This window comes from Pseudomonas sp. NPDC089534 (assembly GCF_044749305.1).
In the GTDB taxonomy this organism is placed as follows: domain Bacteria; phylum Pseudomonadota; class Gammaproteobacteria; order Pseudomonadales; family Pseudomonadaceae; genus Aquipseudomonas; species Aquipseudomonas ekonensis.
Genome location: NZ_JBIVHR010000029.1, coordinates 29,268 through 53,433 on the forward strand (window position 1 = coordinate 29,268; position 24,166 = coordinate 53,433).

The following is a 24,166-nucleotide window of genomic DNA, read 5'->3' on the forward strand; positions in this document are numbered from 1 at the left end:
ATGCTTTGGAAATCTGCCATATACTGAGGCAGTCTATTGCAAACCAAGAGGCTGAGAATAGTGCTGAGGCCACTGGCCCCATCGCGGGCAAGCCCGCTCCCACAGGGGGATGCGGTAGACAGGACGACCTCACAGGCCCCATCGCCAGCAGGCTGGCTCCCACAATTCAGGGGAACACCACAGTCCCTGTGGGAGCCAGCCTGCTGGCGATAGGGCCGGTGCAAACGACACACTGCCCGAGACTCTCCGATGCACTTCGACTTCACCGACCTGCGCCTCTTCCTGCACACCCTCGACGCCGGCAACATCACCGCCGGCGCCGACCGCAGCCACCTGTCGCTGGCCGCCGCCAGTGCGCGGATCCGCGCCATGGAAGCCTCGCTGGGCACCGATCTGCTGCAACGCGGCCGCCGCGGTGTCACCCCGACGCCGGCCGGCAAGGCGCTGGCGCACCATGCGCGGATCCTGCTGCAGCAGGCCGAGCGCATGCAGCAGGACCTGTCCGACTACGCCCACGGCGTCAAAGGCCGGATCCGCCTGCTGTGCAACACCACGGCCGTCACCGAATACCTGCCCGAAGCCCTGGCGGATTTCCTGTGCCGCCACCCCAACCTCGACATCGACCTGCAGGAACTGCCCAGCGCGCGCATCACCCACGCCTTGCGCGAAGGGGCGGCGGATCTGGGGATCGTGTCGGATGCGGTGGACCGCGAAGGCTTGCAGACCCGCTTCTTCCGCGACGATCCGCTGGTGCTGATCCTGCCGCCGGGGCATCCGCTGGCCGAGCGGCCTTCGCTCACCTTCGCCCAGACCCTGAGCCACGACTACGTGGCCCTGGGCGCCGCCAGCGCACTGGCGATCCACCTGGAGGAACAGGCGCTGCACATCGGCCAGCGCATGGCGATCCGGATGCGCGCCGACGGTTTCGACGGCGTCATCCGCATGGTCGCCCACGGCGCCGGCCTGACCATCGTGCCGCTGGCGGCGCTGGAGCGCTCGGCGCAAAAACGACGGATCCTCCACCGTGCCCTGTCCGAGGACTGGGCCAACCGCCGGCTCCACCTCTGCGCCCGCGACTTCGGCCACCTGCCCGCCTACGCCCGCGCCTTGCTGGACGCGCTGACGCCGGGAACGCCTTGACTCTACCGTTAGGGGCAGACTCTATCCTGAGGGCTTCATTTCAGGAGTACACATGATGCGCAAACGAATGCTCGTGATTCTGGGGCATCCTTCCACCGACAGCTTTTGCGGCGCCCTGACCGAGACGTATGTCCAGGCCGCCAAGGAGGCCGGCCACGACGTGCGCCTGCTGCGCCTGGACACGCTGGACTTCGACCCGGTGCTGCACGAAGGCTACAACAAGCCCCAGCCCCTGGAGCCGGATCTGCTCCAGGCCCAGGCCGACATCACCTGGGCCGAGCACCTGACCTTCGTGTACCCGATCTGGTGGGGCGGGATTCCGGCGCTGTTCAAGGGTTTCCTCGACCGGATCCTGCTGTCCGGCTTCGCCTTCAAGTACCGCAAGGGCAAGGCCTTCCCGGACAAGCTGCTGAAGGGCCGCACCGCGCACCTGCTGGTGACCATGGACACGCCGCCCTGGTACTACAAGTGGATCTACCGCATGCCGGGCCTGCACCAGATGCGCAAGACCACCCTGGAGTTCTGCGGCATCAAACCGATCAAGACGCTGACGTTCGGCCCGATCCTCGGCTCGAAGCCGGAACAGCGCGACATCTGGCTGGAGCAGGCGCGCGTGACCGCCGCCGCCAGCTGACCCCGCCCTGCCGGTTCCGCTGACGGCGCACCGCCGTCAGCCCCTCTGCGGTCCCTTGCGGTTCTTTGCGGCCAGGGACCGTCGGTCGGCTGCGCGCGTCATAAGCACGCAGCCGCAACCTCTCCATGTTATCCACGGTATGATCGCCCCCGGTCAGGCATGAGGCCTGGTCGCGCATCAGCCCTGTTTGATCATCGAGACGGACCTTTATGTATATCGGCAAAGCCGCCCAGCTGTCGGGCACCACAGTCAAAAGCATTCGCCACTACGAAGAGATCGGCCTGTTGCCGGAGCCCAGGCGTGAGGGCAAATACCGGATCTACAGCCAGGAGAGCGTCGAGGTGCTGACGTTCATCAAGTGCGCCCAGCAATTGGGCTTCAAGCTCAAGGAGCTTCAGGTGATCCTCAACAGCTACCGCGGCGACGTGTTCCCCTGGGACATGGCGCAGCAGGCGATCGCCGAAAAAAAAGCCGATCTGGTAGCCCGGATCGGCGAATTGCGGCAGTTGCACGATGGCCTGGAAGCCTTTGAGAACAACCTCAGCGATGCGCGCCAAGAGTGTCAATTCGAGCGCATCGCCCGCCAGGGCGAAAAAAACTCCGGCAACACACTGAACTGAATGTCCTGCTGCACCGGGTGACCGTTCCCGCAGGCCGTACCAGGGCCGGCGGGAGCGGTTTTCGCCGAATCAGTTCAGGGCCGGTTCCCCGCCGGCAGCGTGTGTGTCGGCCACCTGCGCCACCGGAACGACCGCCCCGAAGAACCACGGCGACACCAGCGTCACCAGCACGATGGTCATGACCCCGCTGGAGAACAGCGCCATGGCCACCAGCGCCCCCAGGTCGACGATCGGCTTGAAGTCGGAGAACAGCAGGGCCATGAAGCCGACGGAGAAGATCACCACGTTGATCACCGTCGAACGGCCGACGCTGTGCATCGCCTGCAGAATCGCCGCATCGATTTCGACGCCCTCTTGCACCAGCAGCTTGATCCGCGACAGCAGGTGCACCGCGTAGTCGACCACGCCGACCACCAGGAACGTCACCAGCGTGGTGCCGATGTTCAGCTCGATGCGGAACAGGAACATGAAGCCGTAGACCGTCACCGACGTGGTCAGCAGCGTGAGCATGCCGAGCAGCCCCAGACGCACGGACTTGAGCCAGTACATCATCATCAGCGTGACCACCACCAGCGCCAGGGAAAAGCTCAGCACCTGCCCCTGGGTGATCTCCTGCAGCACGCCGGTCCAGATCAGCGGCGTGCCGGCATGGGTCACCTCCAGGTTGGCCGGCTTGTTCACCAGCAGCCAGGCGTCGAGGCGGTCCAGCATGCCCTGGTAGTCGCTGGCGACGGACGAGGTCATGGTGTACAGGGTCAAGGCCTTGGAGAAGTCGGCGTTGAGCACGTTGTTCAGGTCCGAGCCGCCGCCGTTCTCGAACAGCATCACGTGCTGCTCGATCAGTGAGTTGCCCGTCACCTCGAACTGCTCGACCTGCCCGTCGTCGTTGACCGAGGACACCTTCTCGACCGCGTCCGGCACCCGCAGGTACTCGGGGTTCATGTCGTTGAGCACCAGGTTCATGCGCTTGACGTAGGTGGCCAGCGAATAGCCGTAGCTCACGTTCGGCTGCTGCTTGATGAAGCGGTCGAGCCGGTCGATGAACTGCACCGTCTCGGTGGTCAGCACGCCACGGGGTTCCTTGCTGTCGATGGCGATCCAGCCCGGCGCCGTGCCCGCCACCTTGGCGTGGTTGATGAACTGGTCCGAGATGCGGATGTGGCTGTCCGGCTTGAAGTAGGCGATGCCGGAGTCTTCGATGTCGACGCGGAACGTGAACACCGTCGCCAGCGCCAGCAACGGCACGAGCACCACCAGGATCGGTTTGCGGAAGCGGATCATCCACGCGCAGAACGCCACCAGATAGCGCGAGATGACCGACTCCTTGTGCACGGCCACCTTGGCCTGCGCCGTCGGATCCTTGCCCCAGATCGAGATCCAGGCCGGAATCAGCAGCAGCGAAATGATCAGCGCCGCCGTCAGGCCGATGGACATGAACACCCCGAAGTTGCGGATGCTGACGATGTTGTTGGTGGTGGAGATCAGGAACGTGGCGATGGTCGTCACGGTCGTCAGCACCACCGGCACCACCATCAGCCGCTGCGTGCGGCGGTTGGCCTCGCGGTTGCTCTTGCCGGCGTTCTTCTGCTCGTAGTACTCGGCCATGACGTGGATCGCGTCCGAGCAGCAGATGGTGAACAGGAACACCGGCAGCACGCTGGTGAGCAGGTCGAACGGCACCCGCCACAGGGCCATCAGCCCCAGCGTCCAGATGGTGCAGAACAGGATGTTGAACAGCGGCAGCAGCACGCCCAGCGGTTTGCGGAAGAAGAAGATCAGCAGCAGCGTGATCAGCAGGAACACGATCGGAAACAGCACCGCGAGGTCGTGGTCGATGATTTCCTGCTGGGCCGCAATGAAGATCGGCATCCCGGCGATGAAGATCTCGTCCTTGTACGCCGGGTGCTCGGCCTGGTACTGCGCGACCAGGCCGCGCACGATCTGGTAGGCGCGCAGCTGGGCCTGGGCGTCGTCCTGCTTGGTGCCGAGCTCGGCCACCAGCATCGCGACTTTCTTGTCCTTGGACACCACCCCGTCGACCATCAGCTCGTTGCCCATGATCTGCGATTCGACCAGCGCCGGATCCATGTCGTAGGCGTTGAGCGTCTTGTGGATCAGCAGCTCGCCGCCGTCGGTCAGGACGATGTTCTCCAGGTCGCCCATGGACGCCATTTCGCGGATCGGGTTGATGCGTTCGGCCAGGAAGGTCAGGAACAGCTGGTCGTGCGGATCCCAGCCCTCGCTCTGGGCATGGTCGCGCAGGGCCTTGGCCTGGGCGTAGTCGTTCTGGGAAAAGCCGTCCTCCAGAATGTCCCGCGTCAGCAGCTGCGCACGGCTGTCGTCGGGATGGCCGGCGACGATCTGCGCCAGTTGCTCCTTGTCGGCGTCATTGGCCAGGATCATCTTGCGCACCGACTGCGACAGCGAGAACAGCGCGTTGAGGGTGTCCTTGTTGAACACCGTCTGCGGGTTGTTCAGCGCCACCATCACCGAGTCGAACGTGCCGGTGAACTCACCTTGCAGGTCGATGATGGTCTTGCGCGCCGGATGGGTGTCCTTGAGCAGATAAGGGTTGGTGTCGGACACCAGCGCACCCAGCGTATAGGTGAAATACGCGGTGATCGCCACCAGCAGGAAAACGATCGCCCGCGCATGGCGCTCGACGAAGTTCAGGTATCTTTCCATGATCATGCGTTCCAGGGTCTTCGGGGCGGCGCCCGGTTAGCGGGCGGACACGGCGAACTCGGGCAGGTCACCGGTCTTCAGGCCGCGCTTGATGGCGGTCTGGGTGAACAGGCGGTCTTCCAGCGGCACGTTGTACTGCAACTGGTTGAAGCGCATCTCCGAGCGGGTGCCGTCGATGAAGTGCTCGGTCTCGCTCAGCACGATGCTGTCGATCGAATCGATGGTCTCGACCTTCTGGGTGCGCATCTGCTTGATCAGCACGCCCTTGATGTCGAAGAAGTCCTGGCGCATGACCAGGAAGTTGCCCTTGTCGATCCACACCTTGAGCTTGTTGTAGCCGGTCTTGGCCAGCACCTCCGGGGAGGCCGGTTCGCGCTCGATCACGTAGCAGTCGCGGCCCTTGACCTGCTCTTCGCCGACCAGCACCTGCGAGTAGTCCTTGACCCGGATCTTGTCCAGGTCGGCATAGGAGTACTCGCTGCCCATGAACGAGCCGCGCTTGTCGGTGGTGGAGATGCGCCGGGTCTGGCGGCTGACCGGCAGGTACATCCACTGGCTGTCTTCCAGGCCCAGGGGTTCGTGGGGGTTCTCGATGTGGAACGCCACGTCGCGCACGTCGGTGGGCGCGGAGAAGTACATGCTGAATTTGTCGCTGTCCGGGTAATCCTTCTGCAGGTAGGTGAATTCCCGCACCCGGGTGTTGCCCTTCTTGTCGTGCAGGATCAGCGAGACCTGGGACATGAAGCTGGTGCCGTCGTTGCGGTCGCGCACCTTCTGGATGATGTCGTCGGCGTTCTTGCTGTCGGCGGCGGTTGCGCAGGCGGCACCGAGGATCAGCGCGGCGGCGGTCATGGTTTTCAGTAGCGGCAACATGTGAGCTTCCCTTTTCGTTGTTTGAGTCGTTTCAGGCCTGTACGCCGGGGCACGCAGGCGTCTTGGGGTCAAAACAGATAGCCGGCGGACAGCCGCACCTGATCGCGGTCGCTGTACTCGCCGAACGAGCGGTCCGGCTTGCCGAAGAACACGTCGACTTCCAGCCCGAGCTTGATCCAGTCCACCGGTTTGTAGGTGAAGATGCCTTGCAGCAGCGCATCGTCGTGGAACGGCGGCGACGCGGCGACCACCAGCCGGCTCTTGAGGCGGTCTTGCCAGTGGGTGCCTTCGGCCGACAGGGTGAACAGGTGGTCGAGCTTGTCCTGCACCATGCCGGCCTGCCAGTCGACCAATTGCTGACGCTGCCACTGCGCGGAGATCAGCCAGTCGCGCAACAGGTAGTCGACGCCCAGCAGCGACTTGACCATCGGCGTGCTGTCGGCACCGTAGCCGCGGGTCGGGTTGGTGACCCGCCAGCGGTCGAACCAGGCGATTTCGCTGCGCACCACGATGCTGTGGCCGGCATCGATCGCCAGCCCCGCACCGCCCATGGTGTAGCGCGGGAACCGCCGCTCCAGCCGCGTGCGGCCGTCTTCGGCCAGGCCTTCGACGGCGTACACCGGATCCTGCTGGCGGGCGTTGAGGGCGACGAAACTGGTGTCCACCGCACCGATCCGGCCGTTGGCGCTCAGCCCGTAGGAAAAGCCCTGGTCACCGTCGTAGCCGGGCTTGGAGTCGACCAGGAAATACTGCGGATCCGGCACGGCGAACAGCGGCGCGTCGAACTCGCTGCCGGCCACCGGCGGCCGGTTCTTCTCGAAACCGGTGATCCACAGCGCCTCCAGTTCCCATTCGCCCACCGGTTGGGCGAAGCGCACCATCGGCACGGCGATGCGGCTGTCCTCCAGCAACGGCGTCAGGCCGTCGCGGTAGTCCAGCGGGTTGATCTGGTCGAGCACCCGCAGTTCATCGGCCCGGCCCCAGACCACCTGCTGCCAGCCGACGGTCACCTCGCCGTCGCCCAACGAATGGCCGACGTACAGGTGCCGCCAGTCGGCGTCGAAGCGGTACTTGTCCCGCGCCCGTTCGCCGTAGGGGTTGCTGCCGTCGTAGCGGGCGTCATAGCGCACGCGGCCCTTGGCCTTGTAGTAGCCGCCGTCCCAGTTGTCCTCCAGGTTGGCCTTGAAATACACCGCCTTCTGGGTGACCCGGTCGTCGCCGTGCAGACGCACGGCGGTGGCCACGCCGACCTCGGCGTCGGCGTAGTCCGGCTGCAGGTCCTGCGCCGTGAGGCCGGCCAGCGCCGGCCCCGCGTTCAGGCAGGCCACGGCGGCCCAGGCGGCCCGGCTGATGTGAAGTCTGGGCATCGCTACATTCCCAACCCGACGCCGCCGTCGATCACCAGGCTCTGGGCCGTCACGCCCCCCGCCTGGGGGCTGGCCAGGTAGCTCACCATGGCCGCCACCTCTTCGCTCTCGATGAAACGGCGCATCGGCAGTTTCTTCTTCGCGTTGCGCAGGATCTGCTCCTGGGTCAGCCCGGCCATCGCCGCCTGCGTCGCCAGCTCGCCTTGCAGCATCGGCGTGTCGATCCACGCCGGCAGGATCGCGTTGACCGTGATCCGGCGCGGCGCCAGATCCAGCGCCAGCGCCTTGGTCATGCCGACGATGCCGTGCTTGGAGGCGCAGTACGCGGTGTTGCGCACCTTGCCGGCGCGGCCGAGGATCGACGACATGTTGATGATCCGGCCGCCGTCGGGCATCAGCGGCAGGCACAGCGAGGTGACGTAGAACGTGCCGTTGAGGTTGACCGAAATCACCCGGTGCCAGTTGAGCAGGTCATCGGGTTCGTTCTCGTTGCAGATGCCCGCGCTGTTGACCAGCACATCGACCTGCGCGACCTGTTTGCCGAGGGCCTTGAACAGCGTTTCCATGGCCGGCAGGTCGGCGATGTCCGCGCGGTGGGTCTCGACCTGCGCCCGGATCCGCTGCGGCTGCGCATCGAGCCAGCCTTGCAGCTGCGGCAGATCCAGGTCCAGCAGGATCAGGCGGTTGCCGGCGTCGGCGGCGAAGGCCTCGGCCACGGCGCGGCCGATGCCTTTGGCGGCACCGGTGATCAGGATGGTGCGGCTCATGGCATCTTCAGCCCGCCGTTGACCGGCAGGACCTCCCCGGTCAGGTAGAGGCCGCGCTCGGCGAGGTACAGCACCGCCTCGGCGATTTCCTCAGGCTCGGCGTAACGCTTGATCAGCAGCCGCGACTGGATTTCCTCCTCTTGGCTGCCGATCAGCGCGGTGCTCATTTCGGTCTTGACGATGCCTGGCGCCACCGCGTTCACCCGTATGTTGCGCGGCGACAGCTCCACCGCCAGGGCGCGGGTCAGCGCTTCGACCCCGCCCTTGGCGGCGGCGTAATTGCTCTGGCCCTTGCCGGGTTTCTGCGCCGCCACCGAACTGATGTTGACGATGCAGCCGCCGCGCTGGCGCATCATGCCCGGCACCACCTGCTGACAGCACAGCAGGGTGCCGACGAGGTTGGTCTGGATCACCTCGACGATGTCCTTGGCCGGCATCGTCGCCAGCAGGCCGTCGCGGGTGATGCCGGCGTTGTTCACCAACAGGTCGATGCGCTGGAAGCGCGCCTCGACCCGCTCGAAGAACGCGCGGACGCTGTCGGCGCTGGCGACATCGCATTGCAGCGCCAGGCAATCGACGCCCTGGGCCTGGAGCTGCCCGCGCAGCTCCATCGCCGCCGCCTCGTCACGCACATAACTGAAGGCGACCTGATAGCCGGCCCCGGCCAGGGCCTGGACCAGCGCCCGGCCGATGCCCCGGCTGCCGCCGGTCACCACTGCCACTTTGTTTGCCATGACCGTTCCTTAGAGCGAGTTGTCGGTTTTGAACTGCGCCAGGCCGAAGCCGTGGGTCGCCGCCAGCGCACGGATCTGCTGCACCTGCTCGCGGCTGATGTCGCCGAACGAGTAGTGCTGCTTCATGCCGGACAGGCCCATCAGCACCGACTCGGCCATGCACGCGTACAGCTGGCCTTCCTTGAGGTAGGCCCGCACGTTCGGCGCCAGACCGTCGCCCAGCGGCGTCTGCACGATGCCGCCGTGCATGTACAGCACGTCGGCGCGCTCGCCGGAGAGGTTCTGGTCCACGTTCAGCGGCACGGCGATGTCGCAGATCACGCTGTTCTCGGCAAAGTGCCCGGCACCGAGGAACGCCTGCGGAGCGTTCGCCGCGCACAGCACGATCCGCGCCTGCTTCAGCGCCGCAAGGTCGTTGCTGACGGTGATGAACGCGTTCGCGCCCAGACGCTCTTCGACCAGTTTCGCCACGCGCTGACCGAGGTCGGCGCCGGCGCCATGGGCCTGCAGCAAGGCGTCCATGCCGTCGAGCCCTTGCAGGCGGCTGGCGAGGCGGTCATCGGCGGCGACGCCCTTGAGGATCACCCGGGCGGCGTCGGCGTAGATCTGCTGCGCGGTCTTCTCCAGCCGGCGCAGGGAGCCGTCGCGGCCGCTGCCGATCAGGATCAGGTGCTCGACGCCGGCGGACAGCAGCGAGGCGTAGGTCGAGGCGATGTTGCCGGCGGCGCCGACCACCGCCGCGGTCTGCCGGGCCAGTTCCAGGCCCTGTTGTTTGCAGCCCTGCTCGATGGCTTCCAGGCCCATGCCGATGGTCAGCGCGTTGCCGGAGGTCAGCGCCATGTCGGGAATCTTCAGCGCCTGGCAGTTGTTGGTGACGATCGAGGTGTACATGCCAAGGCCGGCCACGCTGTAGCCGTCGGCGCGGGCATCGCGGATGCGGTTGCCGACCTCGTCGCGGATGGTCTCCAGGTCGCCGCTGGCGATGTAGTCCGCCATGGCGTCGGAGTGCATGCACAACGGGTACAAGGTGAATTCCACAGCCGTGCCGAGCTTCGAACGGATCTGCACCGGGCCGATGGGCGCAGCGCGGCGCTCGGGGGCCATGCGCTTGATGAACTCGCGCTTCTGCTCGGGGCTGAGGGTGGCCAGCGACGGGTCGACATCGCTGAGCATGTCGGCGTCGATCAGGTGGTTGATGAACGCCACGCGCGCCACCACGCGGACGTTCGCGTCAGGCTTTGGGAGGCTTTCGTCCCCCTTGAAGCGGGTGTCGCGGGCCGGCACGCCGGGGACGGTGCCGGCCAGCACGCCGGCGGCCAGCGGGAAGGCGTCGCGGCGGCGCAGCATGTCGCAGACCTTCTGCAGCGAGCCGATCAGGCCGTCGATCTCCTCGAAGGTGATGCACACCGGCGGCTCCAGGCGGATCACGTTGGCGTTGCTGCCCGACGGCGCCACGCGCAGGGATTCGAACTGCAGCAGGTAGCCGGCGATGATGTAGCCCAGCGCATCGTTGTACTGCGCCGAGGCCTGCACCAGCGAGCTGCTGCCGGTCAGGTCATGCAGTTCGAAGCCCAGCAGCAGCCCGCGCCCGCGCACATCGGCGATCACGTCCGGGTACGCCGCCTTGAGCTCCAGCAGCGAAGACTTGAGGTACTCGCCCTTGCGCTCCACGTCCTTGAGCATCGCGCTGTCGTTCTCGAACAGACGGCGCAGGGCCGACAGGGCGATGTGGCAGGAGACGTCGTCCTCGGCGAAGGTCGAGCTGTGGATGTAGCTGAAATCGACTTCGTAGTGGCTGGCGCGGATCACGGTCGCGGCGATTTTCATCAGGCCGCCGCCCAGGGCCTTCGACAGGCAGTAGTAGTCGCCCTGCAAGTTGAAGTGGCTGGCGCCGAGCAAGGTGCCGGTGCGGCCGAAGCCGGACTGCACTTCGTCGATGATCAGCGGGCACTGCTGCTCGTTGCACAGCTTGCGCAGGCCCAGGTAGAACGCACCGGCGAACTCGTTGATCCCGCCCTCGCCCTGGATCGGCTCCAGCAGCACGGCGGTGATCGCGCTGAACGCGTCGCGGCGCACCTGCAAGGTTTCGCCGTCCCACTCAAGGTTCAGCCAGTGGCGCTGATGGCGGGCCGGCAGCTCCTGAAGCTGCTGCGGCTGATGCGGGTCGATGAACTCCACGTTCAGGCCGAACCGGGCGAACGGCTTGCGGTACTGCTTGCCGTAGGTCAGCTGGACGGTGTTCACCAGCTTGCCGTGGAAGCTGCCGCGCACGGCCAGGAACACCGGCTCGACGTGCAGTTGCGCCAGGTTGTGCTGACGCACCGCCTCCACCACCTGACGCACGGTCACGGTGGTCAGGTGGGCCGGCAGCAGGCCTGGCGGCAGCTCCAGGTCATCGACCTCCAGCTCGACATAAGCCTTGTCGCTGGCGGTCAGCTCGGCCAAGGCGAAGTCGCGCTCGTCGAACGCCTTCTGCAGGTTTTTCTGGCGACGGTACTCGGCGTGCTTGACGGCGATCTCCACCGACTCGGCGCCGCTGTTGGAGAAGGTCGAAATGTAGCGCTCGGTGTTGTTCAGTTCGCGGTTGAACGCTTCGCTCAACTCACGGCCCAACTGCCCTGCCGCACCGCGCACGGACATCTGCGCGTTGAACGGCACGTCGGCGCGCAGCAGGCCGCAGAGCTGATCGACGAACTGCGGATCGTTGTGGCCGTACAGCGCGGCGCCGTAGCCGCCGAGGAAGTCGGTGACGGTGACTTCCGCGCCCTGCGGGTCGCGGTAGAACAGTTTGCTGCCCAATGCCCGGTGAAACTGGCACTCCAGGCCCAGGGCCTGCATCAGTTCAACGAATTTCGGACGTACGTAATCGCGGTAATCCATGACAGTCATATCCCTTGGGTAAAAATCGAGAGGCGATGCATTGCGTTCGGGCGGTCAGTCGCCCGCCCGTAAATCGAGTCGGTAACAGGCGCTGAACCCGTTGGTGTCGCGGTTGACGATCAAGCAATCGAGCAGCGCCGCATCCCGGCGTCCGCCGGCCACGAACGGCAGGTGCGGATCCACCGGCTGCTCCAGGCCGATGACCGGCGGCACGCACTGGGCGACCAGGGCCTGGCGGGCCAGGATAAGATCGACCAGGCTCGGCGCACCGCTGAGCAGGCCGGTGACGCCGACGCCGCTGGTGATGTGCGCGGCGCCGGTGCGGGCCAGCGTGCGGGCCAGGTCGGCGTCCTGCTGCGGATCGCCGCTGGCGCTGCCGATCAGCAGATCCACCTGTTTGTCCGGCAGGTTCAACGACGCCAGGCGCGGGTGCGCGGCCAGCTCCGCCAGGCAGACCTGCGGCCCCGGCGGCAAATCGTCGACGCGGCGCAGGATCAATGCGGCGGCACCTTCGCCGGCGATTCCGCCGCGGCCCTGACGGTCGAACGCGCGCAGGCTCACCGGCCCGTCGGTGCCGATGGCCCCGGCCTCGGCCAGTGCGGCCAGCGCCAGCGGGTCGAGCTCACTGCCGGCGCCGACCACGATCGCCGCATCGATGCGACCACTTTGCAGGGCGGCCCGCGCCTCGCGCAGAGCGGCCAGGTTGCCGGCCACACCTTGCATGTAGGCGTTGCATTCGCACTCCAGCTTCAGCGCCAGGCTGACGATGCCGAGCAAGCCGTTGCTCAGGCTCTTGAGCACCAGGAACGGATCGAGCGCGCGTTCCTGCAGCACCCGCTGCGCCAGGCGCTGCATGTCGGCACCGGAGGCGTCGCGGCATTCGTCCAGCAGTTCGCCGTAGGACGCCACCGACGGATGGGTGTAGCCGCCCTGGCAGCAATAGAGTCCGTAGCGCAGGCCGTCGGCGCCCGGCTCGAGCCCGGCCTCGGCCAACGCCTGGCGCACGCTGCTGACGCCCCAGATCACCGCCGGCGGGCAGTAGCGCTGAAGGTTCTGCGGAACATCCTGACGACTGCGCTGGTGCTCCTGCTCGCTGACATGGCCGAACGCGGCGATCCGCTCGCTGCGAAACAGGGGCGAGCTCAAAGGCACGATGCCGCTGCGCCCCTCGACGGCGGCCGACCACAGGTGCTCCGTGCCCCGCCCGCTGGCCAGCACGCAACCGCTGCCGGCGACGGCAACCTGTACAGAGTCCATGTTCATTGTCCTTGCTCCCGGTATTTGCCAAGCGCCAGCGAGGTATTGAGGCCACCGAAGCCGAAGGAATTGCTCAGCGCAAAATCCACCCGGCGGCTGACCGCTTCGCCGGGGCAATAGTCGAGGTCGCACTGCTCATCGGCGTGGTGCAGGTTCACGGTCGGCGTGACCAGGTCGTTCAGGCAGGCCAGGGCCGTGACGATGCACTCCGGCGCTCCGGCCGCCGCGATCAGGTGGCCGAACTGCGACTTGTTGGCGCTCACCGCCAGCGAGCGGTAGTGGCGCTGTTCGGCGAACACGCTTTTGATCGCCAGGGTTTCGGCCACGTCATTGAGCGGCGTGGACGTGCCGTGGGCGTTGATCAGGTCGATCTGCGAGGCGCGCAGTCCCGCGTCGTCCAGCGCCGCCTGCATGGCCAGCGCCGCGCCCCGGCCTTCCGGTTGCGGCGCGGTGACCTTGTAGGCGTCCAGGCTGCTGCCGAAACCGAGCACCTCGGCATAGGGCGTCGCCCCGCGCGCCAAGGCGTGCTCAAGGCTTTCGAGCACGACGAAGCCGCCGCCCTCACCGGCGATCAGACCGCTGCGGTCACGGTCGAAAGGACGGCACAGATCAGCGCCCCAACGCTGCTCGCCCGAGGCGGCGCCGAGCAGGTACAGCGCGGCCATGGTGTCGAGGTTGAGCACCGAGTCCGCGCCGCCGGCCAGCGCCACGCTCACCTCGCCGCGGCGGATCATCTGGAACGCGTTGCCGATGGCCTGGGCCGCGCCGGCGCAAGCGCTGCTGATGTTGATCACCGGGCCTTCGCAGCCCAGGTCGTCGGCGATCACCCGGGCCAGGCGGTCGTTGCCCTGACGCAGCGAACCTTCACCGCTGACCTGCGCCGAACGGCTCATCAGGTGCGACCAGTCCGGCTCGCGGCCGTCCGGGGCCTGGGCCAGCAGCATGTCGGCGAGCATGTGCTGGGGCGCGCCGGACGCGCACAGCACGGCCGCATCGCGCAGTTGGCCGGGCGACAGGCGACTGTCGGCCACCGCCTGGGTCGCGGCCACCCAGCCGAACCGGCTGCGCCGTTCCAGCGGCATGTCCCAGGCCGGGTGGCCTTGCAGCCGCTGCGGCATCAGCGCCATGTCGACGGCGGCCGCGTAGCGCACCGGGAACGGTTCCTCGCCGAGGTCGTCCGGTTGCCAGGGCCGCACGCAATGTTCGCCGCCGAGCATTTTCTCCCACAGGGTCTGCCATTCGAAACCGAACCCGGTCACGGCCCCCATGCCGGTAATCACAATCCGTGTCGTGCTCATGCGTACTTCTCCATGGATTCGCAGGCCAGCAGCAAGGCGCCCCAATGGCCGCCGCGACTGTGGCTGACCAGCAGCGTGTAGCCGGGCTCAGCCGCCGCATCCCGGCTTTGGTGCAGAGTCAGGGCCGCTTCGGTCAGCAGCGTGCTGGCGCCGAGGTCGCCGGTCATCGGCAGGATGCTGCGCACCGCCCTCGGCAGCCCGTCGAACAGATTCAGCAACTGCGGGTCGTCGACATTGCCCACCACTTGGCCGACATCGCCGGGACGCAGCCTTTCCTCGCTCAGCGCCTGCTCGATGACCCGCCGCCCGACCGCTTGCGCCCGCTGCGGATCGCGGGTGTAGCCCCGGGCGAATCCGGCGACGCGCAACACCTGTCCGGCACCGGACGGAGGGCTGGCGGAAAGCAGCAAGGCAGCGGCGCCTTCACCGTGGACCGGCTCGCCCGACGGATCCGCCTCGCGCAGGTACAGCGCCGGCGTCAGGTTCGGGCTGCTGCTGACCACCAACGCCGCATCGGCGCTCTGCTCGCCGATCTGGCGGCTGGCTTCGATCAGCGCATCGAGTCCGGCGTTGTCGCCGGAACAGAAACCGCCCATCGGCCCTTGGCAGTGCAGCGCCTCGGCGACGTAGGCCATCACGCTGCTGTTGAGCAGGGTCAGCGCGTGCAGCGGCGGCGTGTTGGCCAGCAGTTGCGCGACCTTTTTCTGCGGTTGCTCAGCGATGGCCCGCACCGCGTCCCAGCACGGGCTCGGCGCGTCGACCTCCGGAATGGCCGCCGTCAGGGCGATGCGTTCCGGCGGCAGGGCCAGGGCTTCCAGCGCCGGGGCCAGCCGGGCGGCGCAGTGCAGCAGGCGCAGGCCCTGGGGCTCGACGCTGCGCTGGATCTTGCGGTCGAACAGGTTGCCGGCCAGGCGCGGCGGCGCCACTGCAAAGGCCCGGCGCCCGGCATCGAAGGGCAACGGCTGCGCAGCCGTCGGCGCACCCAGCAGATCGGCGCATTCGCTGCCGGCGGCGTTCAGCACCGCTGCCGCGTGGATAAAGACGCTGTTCATCTCACGCCCTCCCCAGCAGCAGCGAACTGTTGATGCCGCCGAACCCGAACGAGTTGGACATCACCACGCTGATCGACTGCTGCAACGGCTCACTCAGGAACCGCAGCGCCGGGTAGTCGGCACGTTCGGGCTCATAGTTCAGCGTCGGCAACAGCACGCCGTCGCGCAGGCTGATCAGCGACAGCACCGCCTCGATCGCACCGCTGCCGGCCAGGGAATGGCCGACGGCGGACTTGTTGGCGGTGTAGGTCACATGCTCCTGGGCCTCGCCGAACACGCGTTGCAGGGCCAGGGCCTCGCAACTGTCGTTGGCCTGGGTGGAGGTGCCGTGGGTGTTGACGTGCTGCACGGCGCTGCTCAGCAGGCCGGCGTCTTCGATTGCCGCTTCCATGCATTCCTCGTATTTGCTGCCGTCCCGGCTGCTGGAGGTCATCTTCTGGGCCTCGCACACATTGGCGTAGCCCAGCACCCGCCCCAGCACCGTGGCCTTGCGCCGCCGGGCATGCTCGGCGGATTCGAGCACCACCAGGGCCGCGCCCTCGCTGAGCACGAAACCGCTGCGGTCGGGCATGAACGGCCGACTCTGCTCGCTGGCCGGCAAGTCCGCCTGGCAGATCGCGCCGAGGCTGTTGAACATGTAATAGGGCAGCTCGTTGGCCATCAGCTCCACCGCGCCGCACAGCGCCAGGTCGATCTCGCCGCGCTCGATGGCCCGGAACGCGCTGCCGATGGCCATGGTGCCGGCGGCGCAGGCGTCGGAGTGGGTCGAGATGTGATCGCGGATGCCCAGCCGGTCGGCCAGGTCCTGAGTCTGCTGATCGACCCGCCGGGCAAACGCGGTGCCCGACGTCGCCGGACGCTCCAGCAGCCGGTCCAGGTCGACCTGGCCCGCCTCGTCCATGCAACGGGCGGCCCATTGCAGGTCATGGCTGTCGGCGCAGTACTTGTTGGCGCCCAGGAACAGCCCGCTGCGGCTGCGGGCGAAATCCGCCGGCGTCAGGCCCGCATGCTGCAGGGCCTGCCGGGCGACATAGTCGGCCAGCACGCTTTGCCGCGGATGCTGCGCGGCGTTGCCGCCGAAACCCGCCGTGATCCGCTGCCACTGCTCGTCATCGATGAACCCGGCCGCACTGTTGCGAAACCCCAGCGCCTTGAACCGTGGATGCTCGCGGACACAGGACCGCTTGCGGCGAATCCGCTCGAACAACGTGGCGGCGTCCAGCACCATCGGCGCCGCCAGGCCGTACCCGCTCACACAGACTTCTCGTGCCCGCATGGGAACTCCTAGACCGCTTCTTTGACGTGGGAAGCCACAAAGCGCTCGACCAGTTGGCGGGACACCTCATCGCCGTCGGCCGGCACCAGACGCGCGCTGCAAGCGCCGCACACCACTTGCTGACGCTCGTTCAGCACGGCTTGATGGGCATTGCAGTCCGGGCAGGCCTTGGGCAAATAGTTGAAGAGGTTGCGGCACTGCTGCGCCCAGTTGCGCACGGTGGTGGCGGCAAACACCTGGGCCGGTTGCATGCCGGCGTGGAGCTGATCCGGGGCATAGGCGCTCAGGCTTTGCTCCAGCAGGGCCTTGCCGCTTGCGGTGATGCGGCCGTTGGCCAGGAATTCGCCGGCGTCGCCGCACACGGCAACGGCGTGATCCAGCACGCTGGTCTTGGGCAGGGTGCAGCCGTACTGCCGACCCAGCTGGAAGCTCAGGTCGACGATGTCCAGAGAATCGGCGCCCAGGTCTTCGACGATGCTGCTGTGCTCGTCGATTTCATCGGCGCCCATCACCAACAGTTGCGCAAGGATTTCGCGGGTGCTGGCAATGACGTTTTCCAAGTCCAATGGATTGTTCATCTTTATCTCCGTATATGTCGTGATTACTTCATGGATTCCGTCCGCGAGAAGTAACTTTTCCCACAACAACTTCTCACGCGGCGGCAATCTAAACTCTGACCTTAAGGGGAGAGTCAACGGACTTTCCGAAGTTTTTCGACCACTCGGCACAGACGCACAAAAGAGCCTGCGCACCGCACTCGATTGGTGCGGAACGCCGGAGGGCTCGACACATTTAGTTAACAAACACGGTATACGGTATGGCGCCGGCGCTGCGCCGCCCGGTGCTGGGAACAGAACTACACATCAACTTAAACAAGAACTCCCCAGACGTATAAGGAAACAAAACCGGACAAGTAAATAAGTTATAACTTCAGAACTTTTGCTCCACATCAATGCGACCTTCGCGCAACACACCACCGCCGCCGGCGGAACAGGGCACAAGGCAAAACTGCGTTTATGGGCAACTGGATGTCGAGCGCAGACAACAGCGCAGGCACCACGCGCTATAGGGTGCGGATTCCTTTCGTCCATTGATTTGCCGGAGTCTCCATGACCGCGACCGCCCCCATCACCGTTCTGCGCGACACCCATCCCATGCCGGTTCTCGACGCCTGCAAATGGGAGAAGCTCGAAGGCGATCCGCACACCGTCAACCTCAACGCCTACACCAGCGAAGACGGCAGCAAGATCATGGGCACCTGGATCTGCACGCCGGGCAAATGGCGGGTGGACTACGTGAAATGGGAGTACTGCCACTTCCAGGAAGGCTACTGCATCATCACCCCGGACGGCATGGCGCCGATCCATCTGCGCGCCGGCGACATCTTCGTGGTCGAGCCGGGCATGAAGGGCACCTGGGAAGTGGTCGAGACCGTGCGCAAGTATTTCGTGTTCGCCTGACGCAAAAAAGCCGGGAAACCGCCCGACGCGGTTTCCCGGCAACACCTACTGCATTCTGACGGCCACTGCACCCTGTGCTTGTGGCTGTTGTGGCTGTTGTGGCTGTTGTGGCTGTTGTGGCTGTTGTGGCTGTTGTGGCGAGGGAGCTTGCTCCCTCGCCACAGAACTACAACAACCTGTGCCGGTTACTGCGGCTTGCGGTAGCTGTTGACGATCGCCGAGAAGTCCTTGCCGCCCTCCCCGCGCTGGCTCATCGCCTGGTACAGCTGCTGCGCCACTGCGCCGAGCACCACCGGCTGGTGCGCCTGACGCGCCGCTTCGGTGGCCAGGCCCAGGTCCTTGAGCATCAGCTCCGCACCGAACCCGCCGGTGTAGCCGCGCGAGGCCGGCGCCGTTTCGACGATGCCCGGCCACGGGTTGTACATCTCCGAGCTCCAGCAGCGCCCGGTGGAACTGTTGATGATGCCGGCCAGCACCGTGGTGTCGATGCCCAGCGCATCACCCAATGCCATGGCCTCGCTGACCCCGACCATGGAAATGGCGAGCAGCAGGTTGTTGCAGATCTTGGCGATCTGGCCGGTGCCGACCTCACCGCAATGCACGATGTTGCGGCCCATCTGCGCCAGCACCGGCTGCAGGGTGGCGAACAGCTCCGGGGTGGCGCCGACCATGAAGGTCAAGGTGCCGGCCGCCGCGCCGCCGGTGCCGCCGGAGACCGGCGCGTCCGCCATGGCCACGCCTTGTTTGGCGGCCGCCGCGGCCACGTCGCGGGCGGTCTGCGGATCGATGGTGCTGCAGTCCACCGCCGGCACGCCTTTGCCGATGCCGGCCAGCACACCGTCCTCGCCCAGCCAGACGCCGCGCACGTGCACGGCGGCCGGGAGCATGGTGATCACCAGTTCAGCGTCCCTGGCCGCGTCCTTCGCGGTCGGGCGGATGGTGCCGCCCAGTTGCTCCAGCTCCGCCAGCACGGTCTTGTTCAGGTCCACCAGGTTCAGCGAGTGGCCGGCCTTGATCAGGTTGCGCGCCATCGGCGCGCCCATGTTGCCCAGCCCGATAAATGCGATCTTCATGGCCGGTTCCTCAGCGCAGGTTGATGGTGGTGTTCGGGCCGTCGTTGACGCTGTCGTCGTCGAACCAGCGCGCGGTCACGGTCTTGGTCTGGGTGTAGAACTGCACCACTTGCTTGCCGTACGGGCCGAGGTCGCCGAGTTTCGAGCCGCGCGAACCGGTGAAGCTGAAGAACGGCACCGGCACCGGGATCGGGATGTTGATGCCGACCTGGCCGACGTCGATCTCCGCCTGGAACTTGCGCGCCGCCGCGCCGCTCTGGGTGAACAGGCCGGTGCCGTTGCCGAACGGGTTGGCGTTGACCAGCGCGATGGCCTGATCGAGGGTATCCACCTCCAGCACCACCAGCACCGGGCCGAAGATTTCCTGGGTGTAGATCTGCATGTCGGTGGTCACCCCGGAGAACAGGGTCGGGCCGACGAAGTTGCCGTTCTCGTAGCCCGGCACGCTGATGCCGCGGCCGTCCAGTTCGAGCTTGGCGCCTTCCTTGATGCCGCTTTCGATCAGGTCGAGGATCCGCGCCTTGGCCTTCTTCGAGATCACAGGTCCCACATCGGTGCCCGGCTCGCTGCCGGCGTTGACCTTGAGTTTCTGCGCCAGCGCCTTCAGGTCCGGCAGCCACTGCTTGGCCGCGCCCACCAGCACCACCACCGAGGTGGCCATGCAGCGTTGCCCGGCCGCGCCGAAACCGGCGCCGACCAGCGCATTGAGCGCTTGCTCGCGGTTGGCGTCCGGCAGCACCACGGCGTGGTTCTTGGCGCCCATCATCGATTGCACGCGCTTGCCGTGCTTGCCGGCCAGGTCATAGACGTGGGTACCCACGGCGGTGGAACCAACGAACGAGACCGCCTTGATGTCCTTGTGGGTGCACAGGCCATCCACCACGTCCTTGCCGCCGTGCACCACGTTGAGCACGCCGGCCGGGATGCCGGCCTCGATGGCCAGTTCCACCAGCAGCATCGTGGACAGCGGATCCTGCTCGGACGGCTTGAGCACGAAGGTGTTGCCGCAGGCGATGGCCATCGGGAACATCCACAGCGGAATCATCGCCGGGAAGTTGAACGGGGTGATGCCTGCGCAGACGCCGATCGGCTGGCGCAGGGTGTAGGTGTCGACGCCGCCGGCGACGTTCTCGGCGAACTCGCCCATTTGCAGGCTGCCGATGGAGCAGGCGTGCTCGACCACTTCCAGTCCCCGGAAAATGTCGCCCTCGGCGTCGGCGATGGTCTTGCCCTGCTCGGCGCTCAGCACCACGGCGATGCGCTTGGAGTGCTCGCGGATCAGGGCCTGCAGCTTGAGCATGATGCGCATGCGTGCGCCGATCGGGGTCAGTTTCCAGGTCTGGAAGGCGCGCTGGGCGGCGCTGACCGCGGCATCGACCTCGGCGGCGGTGGCGAACGGCACCCGGGCCAGGACTTGCTGGGTCGCCGGGTTGACGATGTCGTGCCACTCGGTGGTCTGCGATTCGACCCATTCGCCGTCGATCAGCAGCTTGACCTTCTGGACGGTGGTGTCGTTGGGCGTGAGCGATGCGTTCATGCTGGTCTCCAGAACTTGTTTTTATCTTGGGAGCCAAGGCGAAAGGTGCGCCTTGGAAGGAGGCGTGTGCCGCACATTGGTTGTCGGACCGTTTTTGGAGTATAGATGTGCAAACTTCTAATAAGAACGCACATATAAGCCCGTCCATCATGCAAAAAAACATCACCTCCCTAGGCTCGCTGAACTGGGACGACCTCAAGTTCTTTCTCGAAGTCGCCCGCACCCGCAAGGCCAGCACGGCGGCCAAACGCCTGGCGGTGGACTACACCACCGTGTCGCGGCGCATCGGTTCGCTGGAGGCGGCGCTGGGCACCTTGCTGTTCGAGAAGTCGCGCACCAACGGCTTCGTGCTGACCGCCGAAGGCCTGCGCCTGCTCAGTTACGCCGAGTCGATCGAGAGCACGCTGCACATGGCCTGCGAGCAGGTGTCAGGCTCCGGCGTGGCGCTGTCCGGCCATGTGCGCATGGGCTGCACCGAAGGCTTCGGCAGCTTTTTCATCACCCCGCAGCTGAGCCGTTTCGTCGACGCCTATCCGGCGATCTCGGTGGACATCCTGCCGCTGCCGCACTTCATCAGCCTGTCCAAGCGCGAAGCGGACATCGTCATCGCCCTGGAGCGCCCGGAGCACGGGCCTTACGTGTGCTGCAAACTCTGCGACTACCGCCTGCAGCTGTACGCGACCCAGGAATACCTCGACCAGCACCCGCCGATCCGCCGCCCCGCCGACCTGAACCAGCATCAGTTCATCAGCTATGTGGACGACCTGGCGTTCAGCTCCGAGCTGCTTTACCTGGCCAACGTGCTGCCCGGCGCCAACGCGCACCTGCGCAGCACCAGCGTGATCGCCCAGTTCGTGGCGGCGCAGCAAGGGCGGTCGCTGGCGATCCTGCCGTGCTTCCTCGCCGCCCAGGATCCGCGCCTGCTGCCGGTGCTGCCGGAGGAAATCGACATCACCCGGCAGTTCTGGATGTACTGCCGGGAGGATCTGCGCAAATTGAAGCGGATCACCCTGTTGTGGGATTACATCCGCGAAGTGACGGAGCGCAACCAGGCGCTGTTGATGGGGGAAAGCCGCGAGATGCGCTTCGCCGATTAGTCGGCGCTGACCACGATCGACACCCGGCGGTTTTCGTTGCGTCCGGTCGCGGTGGCGTTGGAGGCCACAGGCTCGCTGCTGCCCAACCCGCGCAACTGGATGTTTTCCTCTTTCATGCCGACGGTTTTCAGGACCTTGCTGACGCTTTTGGCGCGGCGCAGGGACAGCTGCTGGTTGTAGCCTTCCTTGCCCGAGGCGTCGGTGTGGCCGTCCACCCGCACCCGCTCGATGCCGACGCCGGTCAGGGCCTTGCCGATGCGCTCGACGATCTCGGTGCTTTGCCCGTTCAGGCTGTCGTCATCGCTGCCGAACAGCACCTTGCCCGACAGGCCGAACTCCCAGCCGTCGTCGGTCAGCTCGAAGCCTTGCTGCTTGAGCACGGCGATCTGCTCCGGGGTCAGGCCTTTGGGCGGGACGGACTGGCAACCGGTCAGGGCCAGGACGGCCATCAGCAGCAGGCTGGAAAACAATCGCAGGGGTAGTGAGAACACGGGATTCAGCTCCTGGTTTGAACATTGACGACCGGATCCTCCGACCCGGCGGTGAACTGGGCGCCGCGGGACAGGCGCTTGGCCTGGTACATCGCCCCGTCGGCGGCATTGAGCAGCGCGCCGGGGGTGGCGCCATGATCGGGGTAGACCGCGATGCCGATGCTGAGCGAAGTCACGACGCTGGTGTCGTCCGGCAATGCGATGGGCATGTCCATGCTGGCGAGGATCTTGTCGGCGATGCGTTCGGCATCTTCGGTCTTGTGCAGGGGCGTGAGCAGGACGGCGAATTCGTCGCCGCCCAGGCGCGCCACCAGATCCTCTTCGCGCAACTGCGCCCGCACCCGGTTGGCCACCGCCACCAGCACCGCATCGCCGGCCGCGTGGCCGAAGTTGTCGTTGATGCTCTTGAACCGGTCGCTGTCGAGAAACAGCACCGCCACCCGCTCGTGGAGCTTGTTGGCGTTGCGCAGGGCGCGGATCAGGCGGCCTTCGAAAAAGGCGCGGTTGGGCAATCCGGTGAGGCTGTCGTGGCTGGCCTGGTGGGCGAGGGTTTCGTTCTCGCTCTGCAGGTGCGTCTGCCACGACTCCAGCTCATCGAGCAGGGCATTGAAGTCGTTGCCCAGGTTGTCGAGCTCGGCGATCCGCGCCGGCGGCACGCGCCGGTCCAGCGCCCGCTCGCTGCGGGCGGCGTGGGCGACGGCGGCGAGGCTGTGCAGCGGGCCGATGATCCCGCGCAACTGACGGCGGGCCAGGTAGAGCGCGACCCAGGCGCTGATCGCGGTGCACAGGATGATGCCCGCCAGGCCGCTGAGCAGGAAGCGCATCAGGTTGCCGCCGTGGCCGGTGAGCAGAATGCGGCCGATCTCGCGGTTCTGATGCAGGATCGGCAGATCGATGGGCTTTTCCAGGATGGTGCGGGCGAGCTGCATTTCCAGCTCGGAGATCAAGCCGTTTTCCGGGCGCTGCCAACGGGCGAGCAACTGGCCTTCCTCGTCGATCACCTGGGCGTCCGCCACCTCTTCGGTCGAGGCGATCAGCGCCAGCGCCTCGGTGGCGGCCGCCTTGTCGTCGAACACCACGGCGGCTTCCACGGTGTAGCTGATCGAGCGGGCGATCAGGTGCAGGTTGTGGTCGGCGTAGACCCGCAGCGCCAACACACCCAACAGGGTCAGGGAAACGCTGGCCATCGCCACCGCGACCAGTGCGACGATCAGGTGACCGCGGCCGATCACCGCGCCGAGGGCCGGACGCCCCATGGATCGTTTGCGCTTCATGGCACCGCCGACTTGCGGCGCGACAACTGCAGCACGCTCGGATGGATGCGCACGCCGCTGCGGGCCACGGAATCGAGGTTGACCTCGAAGGACACCTGCTCGTCGCCGACCCGCAGGCAGAACAGACTGCCGACCGTGCACTGGTCTCCGCCCTCGCTGATGCTCAGCACCGGATGGCCGGTCAAGGACGTGAACAGGCGACTGCGTTCCTCTGCCGTGAGCTTGCCGATGTACACCGCATCGCACTCACCGGCGATGGCCGGGCTGTCGGCCAGCAGCCGGCGCACGACCACCGGACGTCCCGTGGCCTGCGTGGTGCCTTTGACCAAGTCATCGGTGTATTCGGTGGGGCCGACGATGCACAGACGCAACTGCGCCGGCTCGACCGGCCAGCGGGCGTAACTGAGGATGCCCAGGACAACTTGGGTGACCGACTTGGCCCGTTGCTCGGCCATGCCCGCCGGTGTCTGAGGTTGGGCGACCGCCATGCCCGTCAGCAAACAGAGCAGGCCCACAAGCAACGCTTGCTTGCAGCCAACCACGCGCTCTGTCGCCCAGACAGCCAGCTTCATGCAGGGATTCTCTTGGATCGTCACAAAATGATGCCGCAACGATAGCACAGCGCAGGTACACCAGCGAGACGCCAGTCCC

21 protein-coding genes are annotated in these 24,166 nt (G+C 66.3%); 5 read left to right on the forward strand and 16 right to left on the reverse strand.

Annotation, left to right across the window (positions count from 1 at the left end; all coding sequences use genetic code 11):
- Nucleotides 1-249: 249 nt before the first annotated feature.
- The 3 genes from ACIP0B_RS11695 (at nt 250) to ACIP0B_RS11705 (ending at nt 2,394) form a co-directional block, all read left to right on the forward strand.
- Complete coding sequence (locus tag ACIP0B_RS11695) at nt 250-1,140, forward strand: LysR family transcriptional regulator (RefSeq protein WP_400832024.1); 891 nt, start codon at nt 250-252, stop codon at nt 1,138-1,140.
- Nucleotides 1,141-1,192: 52 nt separating this feature from the next.
- Nucleotides 1,193-1,774 carry an NAD(P)H-dependent oxidoreductase gene (locus ACIP0B_RS11700; protein ID WP_170929982.1) on the forward strand — a complete coding sequence of 194 codons (582 nt, stop codon included), beginning with the start codon at nt 1,193-1,195 and terminating at the stop codon, nt 1,772-1,774.
- A 209-nt stretch (nt 1,775-1,983) separates the two neighbouring features.
- Nucleotides 1,984-2,394, forward strand: a complete 411-nt coding sequence (locus ACIP0B_RS11705) for a MerR family transcriptional regulator (RefSeq protein WP_085578343.1) — start codon at nt 1,984-1,986, stop codon at nt 2,392-2,394.
- A 69-nt stretch (nt 2,395-2,463) separates the two neighbouring features.
- Here the strand turns inward: ACIP0B_RS11705 and ACIP0B_RS11710 are convergent, their stop codons facing one another.
- The 11 genes from ACIP0B_RS11710 to ACIP0B_RS11760 all read right to left on the reverse strand — a co-directional run bounded on the left by ACIP0B_RS11710 (nt 2,464) and on the right by ACIP0B_RS11760 (nt 17,161).
- Nucleotides 2,464-5,079, reverse strand: a complete 2,616-nt coding sequence (locus ACIP0B_RS11710) for an RND family transporter (protein ID WP_400832027.1) — start codon at nt 5,077-5,079, stop codon at nt 2,464-2,466.
- 36 nt (nt 5,080-5,115) lie between these two features.
- Nucleotides 5,116-5,952 (reverse strand): outer membrane lipoprotein-sorting protein, encoded by an 837-nt coding sequence (locus ACIP0B_RS11715; RefSeq protein ID WP_400832029.1) that lies wholly within the window; start codon nt 5,950-5,952, stop codon nt 5,116-5,118.
- Nucleotides 5,953-6,020: 68 nt separating this feature from the next.
- The gene (locus tag ACIP0B_RS11720) at nt 6,021-7,319 is read right to left on the reverse strand and encodes a DUF1302 family protein (protein ID WP_085578339.1); all 1,299 of its coding nucleotides are present in this window, start codon (nt 7,317-7,319) and stop codon (nt 6,021-6,023) included.
- Between the two features lie 2 nt (nt 7,320-7,321).
- Nucleotides 7,322-8,086 (reverse strand): SDR family oxidoreductase, encoded by a 765-nt coding sequence (locus tag ACIP0B_RS11725; RefSeq protein ID WP_400832031.1) that lies wholly within the window; start codon nt 8,084-8,086, stop codon nt 7,322-7,324.
- A complete protein-coding gene (locus ACIP0B_RS11730) occupies nt 8,083-8,820 on the reverse strand; it encodes a 3-oxoacyl-ACP reductase family protein (RefSeq protein ID WP_400832033.1) in 738 nt (245 codons plus the stop codon). The genes ACIP0B_RS11725 and ACIP0B_RS11730 overlap by 4 nt, the downstream gene beginning before the upstream one ends.
- 9 nt (nt 8,821-8,829) lie before the next feature.
- Nucleotides 8,830-11,700: an aminotransferase class III-fold pyridoxal phosphate-dependent enzyme gene (locus ACIP0B_RS11735; RefSeq protein WP_400832035.1), complete on the reverse strand. Its 2,871-nt coding sequence runs from the start codon at nt 11,698-11,700 to the stop codon at nt 8,830-8,832.
- Between the two features lie 54 nt (nt 11,701-11,754).
- Complete coding sequence (locus ACIP0B_RS11740; RefSeq protein WP_400832036.1) at nt 11,755-12,957, reverse strand: beta-ketoacyl synthase N-terminal-like domain-containing protein; 1,203 nt, start codon at nt 12,955-12,957, stop codon at nt 11,755-11,757.
- A 2-nt stretch (nt 12,958-12,959) separates the two neighbouring features.
- Nucleotides 12,960-14,255 carry a beta-ketoacyl-[acyl-carrier-protein] synthase family protein gene (locus ACIP0B_RS11745; RefSeq protein WP_400832038.1) on the reverse strand — a complete coding sequence of 432 codons (1,296 nt, stop codon included), beginning with the start codon at nt 14,253-14,255 and terminating at the stop codon, nt 12,960-12,962.
- Complete coding sequence (locus tag ACIP0B_RS11750; protein ID WP_400832039.1) at nt 14,252-15,307, reverse strand: beta-ketoacyl synthase; 1,056 nt, start codon at nt 15,305-15,307, stop codon at nt 14,252-14,254. Before ACIP0B_RS11750 ends, ACIP0B_RS11745 begins: the two co-directional genes overlap by 4 nt.
- A 1-nt stretch (nt 15,308) precedes the next feature.
- Entirely contained in the window at nt 15,309-16,583 is a 1,275-nt protein-coding gene (locus ACIP0B_RS11755) for a beta-ketoacyl-[acyl-carrier-protein] synthase family protein (RefSeq protein ID WP_400832040.1), read from the reverse strand.
- Nucleotides 16,584-16,591: 8 nt separating this feature from the next.
- Nucleotides 16,592-17,161: an acyl carrier protein gene (locus tag ACIP0B_RS11760; RefSeq protein WP_400832041.1), complete on the reverse strand. Its 570-nt coding sequence runs from the start codon at nt 17,159-17,161 to the stop codon at nt 16,592-16,594.
- 531 nt (nt 17,162-17,692) lie between these two features.
- Between ACIP0B_RS11760 and ACIP0B_RS11765 the strand changes: the two genes are divergently transcribed.
- A complete protein-coding gene (locus ACIP0B_RS11765) occupies nt 17,693-18,043 on the forward strand; it encodes a cupin domain-containing protein (RefSeq protein WP_400832043.1) in 351 nt (116 codons plus the stop codon).
- Nucleotides 18,044-18,228: 185 nt separating this feature from the next.
- Here ACIP0B_RS11765 and mmsB read toward each other — a convergent pair whose 3' ends face one another.
- Both mmsB and ACIP0B_RS11775 read right to left on the reverse strand, forming a co-directional pair.
- Nucleotides 18,229-19,116 (reverse strand): 3-hydroxyisobutyrate dehydrogenase, encoded by an 888-nt coding sequence (mmsB, locus tag ACIP0B_RS11770; RefSeq protein WP_400832045.1) that lies wholly within the window; start codon nt 19,114-19,116, stop codon nt 18,229-18,231.
- Nucleotides 19,117-19,126: 10 nt separating this feature from the next.
- Entirely contained in the window at nt 19,127-20,653 is a 1,527-nt protein-coding gene (locus tag ACIP0B_RS11775) for a CoA-acylating methylmalonate-semialdehyde dehydrogenase (protein WP_085633644.1), read from the reverse strand.
- Nucleotides 20,654-20,802: 149 nt separating this feature from the next.
- Here ACIP0B_RS11775 and ACIP0B_RS11780 point away from each other — a divergent pair, with 149 nt between their 5' ends.
- Nucleotides 20,803-21,750 carry a LysR family transcriptional regulator gene (locus ACIP0B_RS11780; RefSeq protein ID WP_400832046.1) on the forward strand — a complete coding sequence of 316 codons (948 nt, stop codon included), beginning with the start codon at nt 20,803-20,805 and terminating at the stop codon, nt 21,748-21,750.
- Here the strand turns inward: ACIP0B_RS11780 and ACIP0B_RS11785 are convergent.
- Genes ACIP0B_RS11785 through ACIP0B_RS11795 form a run of 3 tightly spaced genes read right to left on the reverse strand, consistent with a single transcriptional unit; the run spans nt 21,747 to nt 24,087 of the window.
- Nucleotides 21,747-22,199, reverse strand: a complete 453-nt coding sequence (locus ACIP0B_RS11785; RefSeq protein WP_400832062.1) for an OmpA family protein — start codon at nt 22,197-22,199, stop codon at nt 21,747-21,749. The two genes, ACIP0B_RS11780 and ACIP0B_RS11785, sit on opposite strands and share 4 nt — an antisense overlap.
- Nucleotides 22,200-22,246: 47 nt before the next feature.
- Nucleotides 22,247-23,515, reverse strand: a complete 1,269-nt coding sequence (locus ACIP0B_RS11790) for a diguanylate cyclase domain-containing protein (RefSeq protein WP_400832047.1) — start codon at nt 23,513-23,515, stop codon at nt 22,247-22,249.
- On the reverse strand, nt 23,512-24,087 hold the full coding sequence (locus ACIP0B_RS11795) for a YfiR family protein (protein WP_400832049.1): 576 nt from the start codon (nt 24,085-24,087) through the stop codon (nt 23,512-23,514). Before ACIP0B_RS11795 ends, ACIP0B_RS11790 begins: the two co-directional genes overlap by 4 nt.
- Nucleotides 24,088-24,166: the final 79 nt, after the last annotated feature.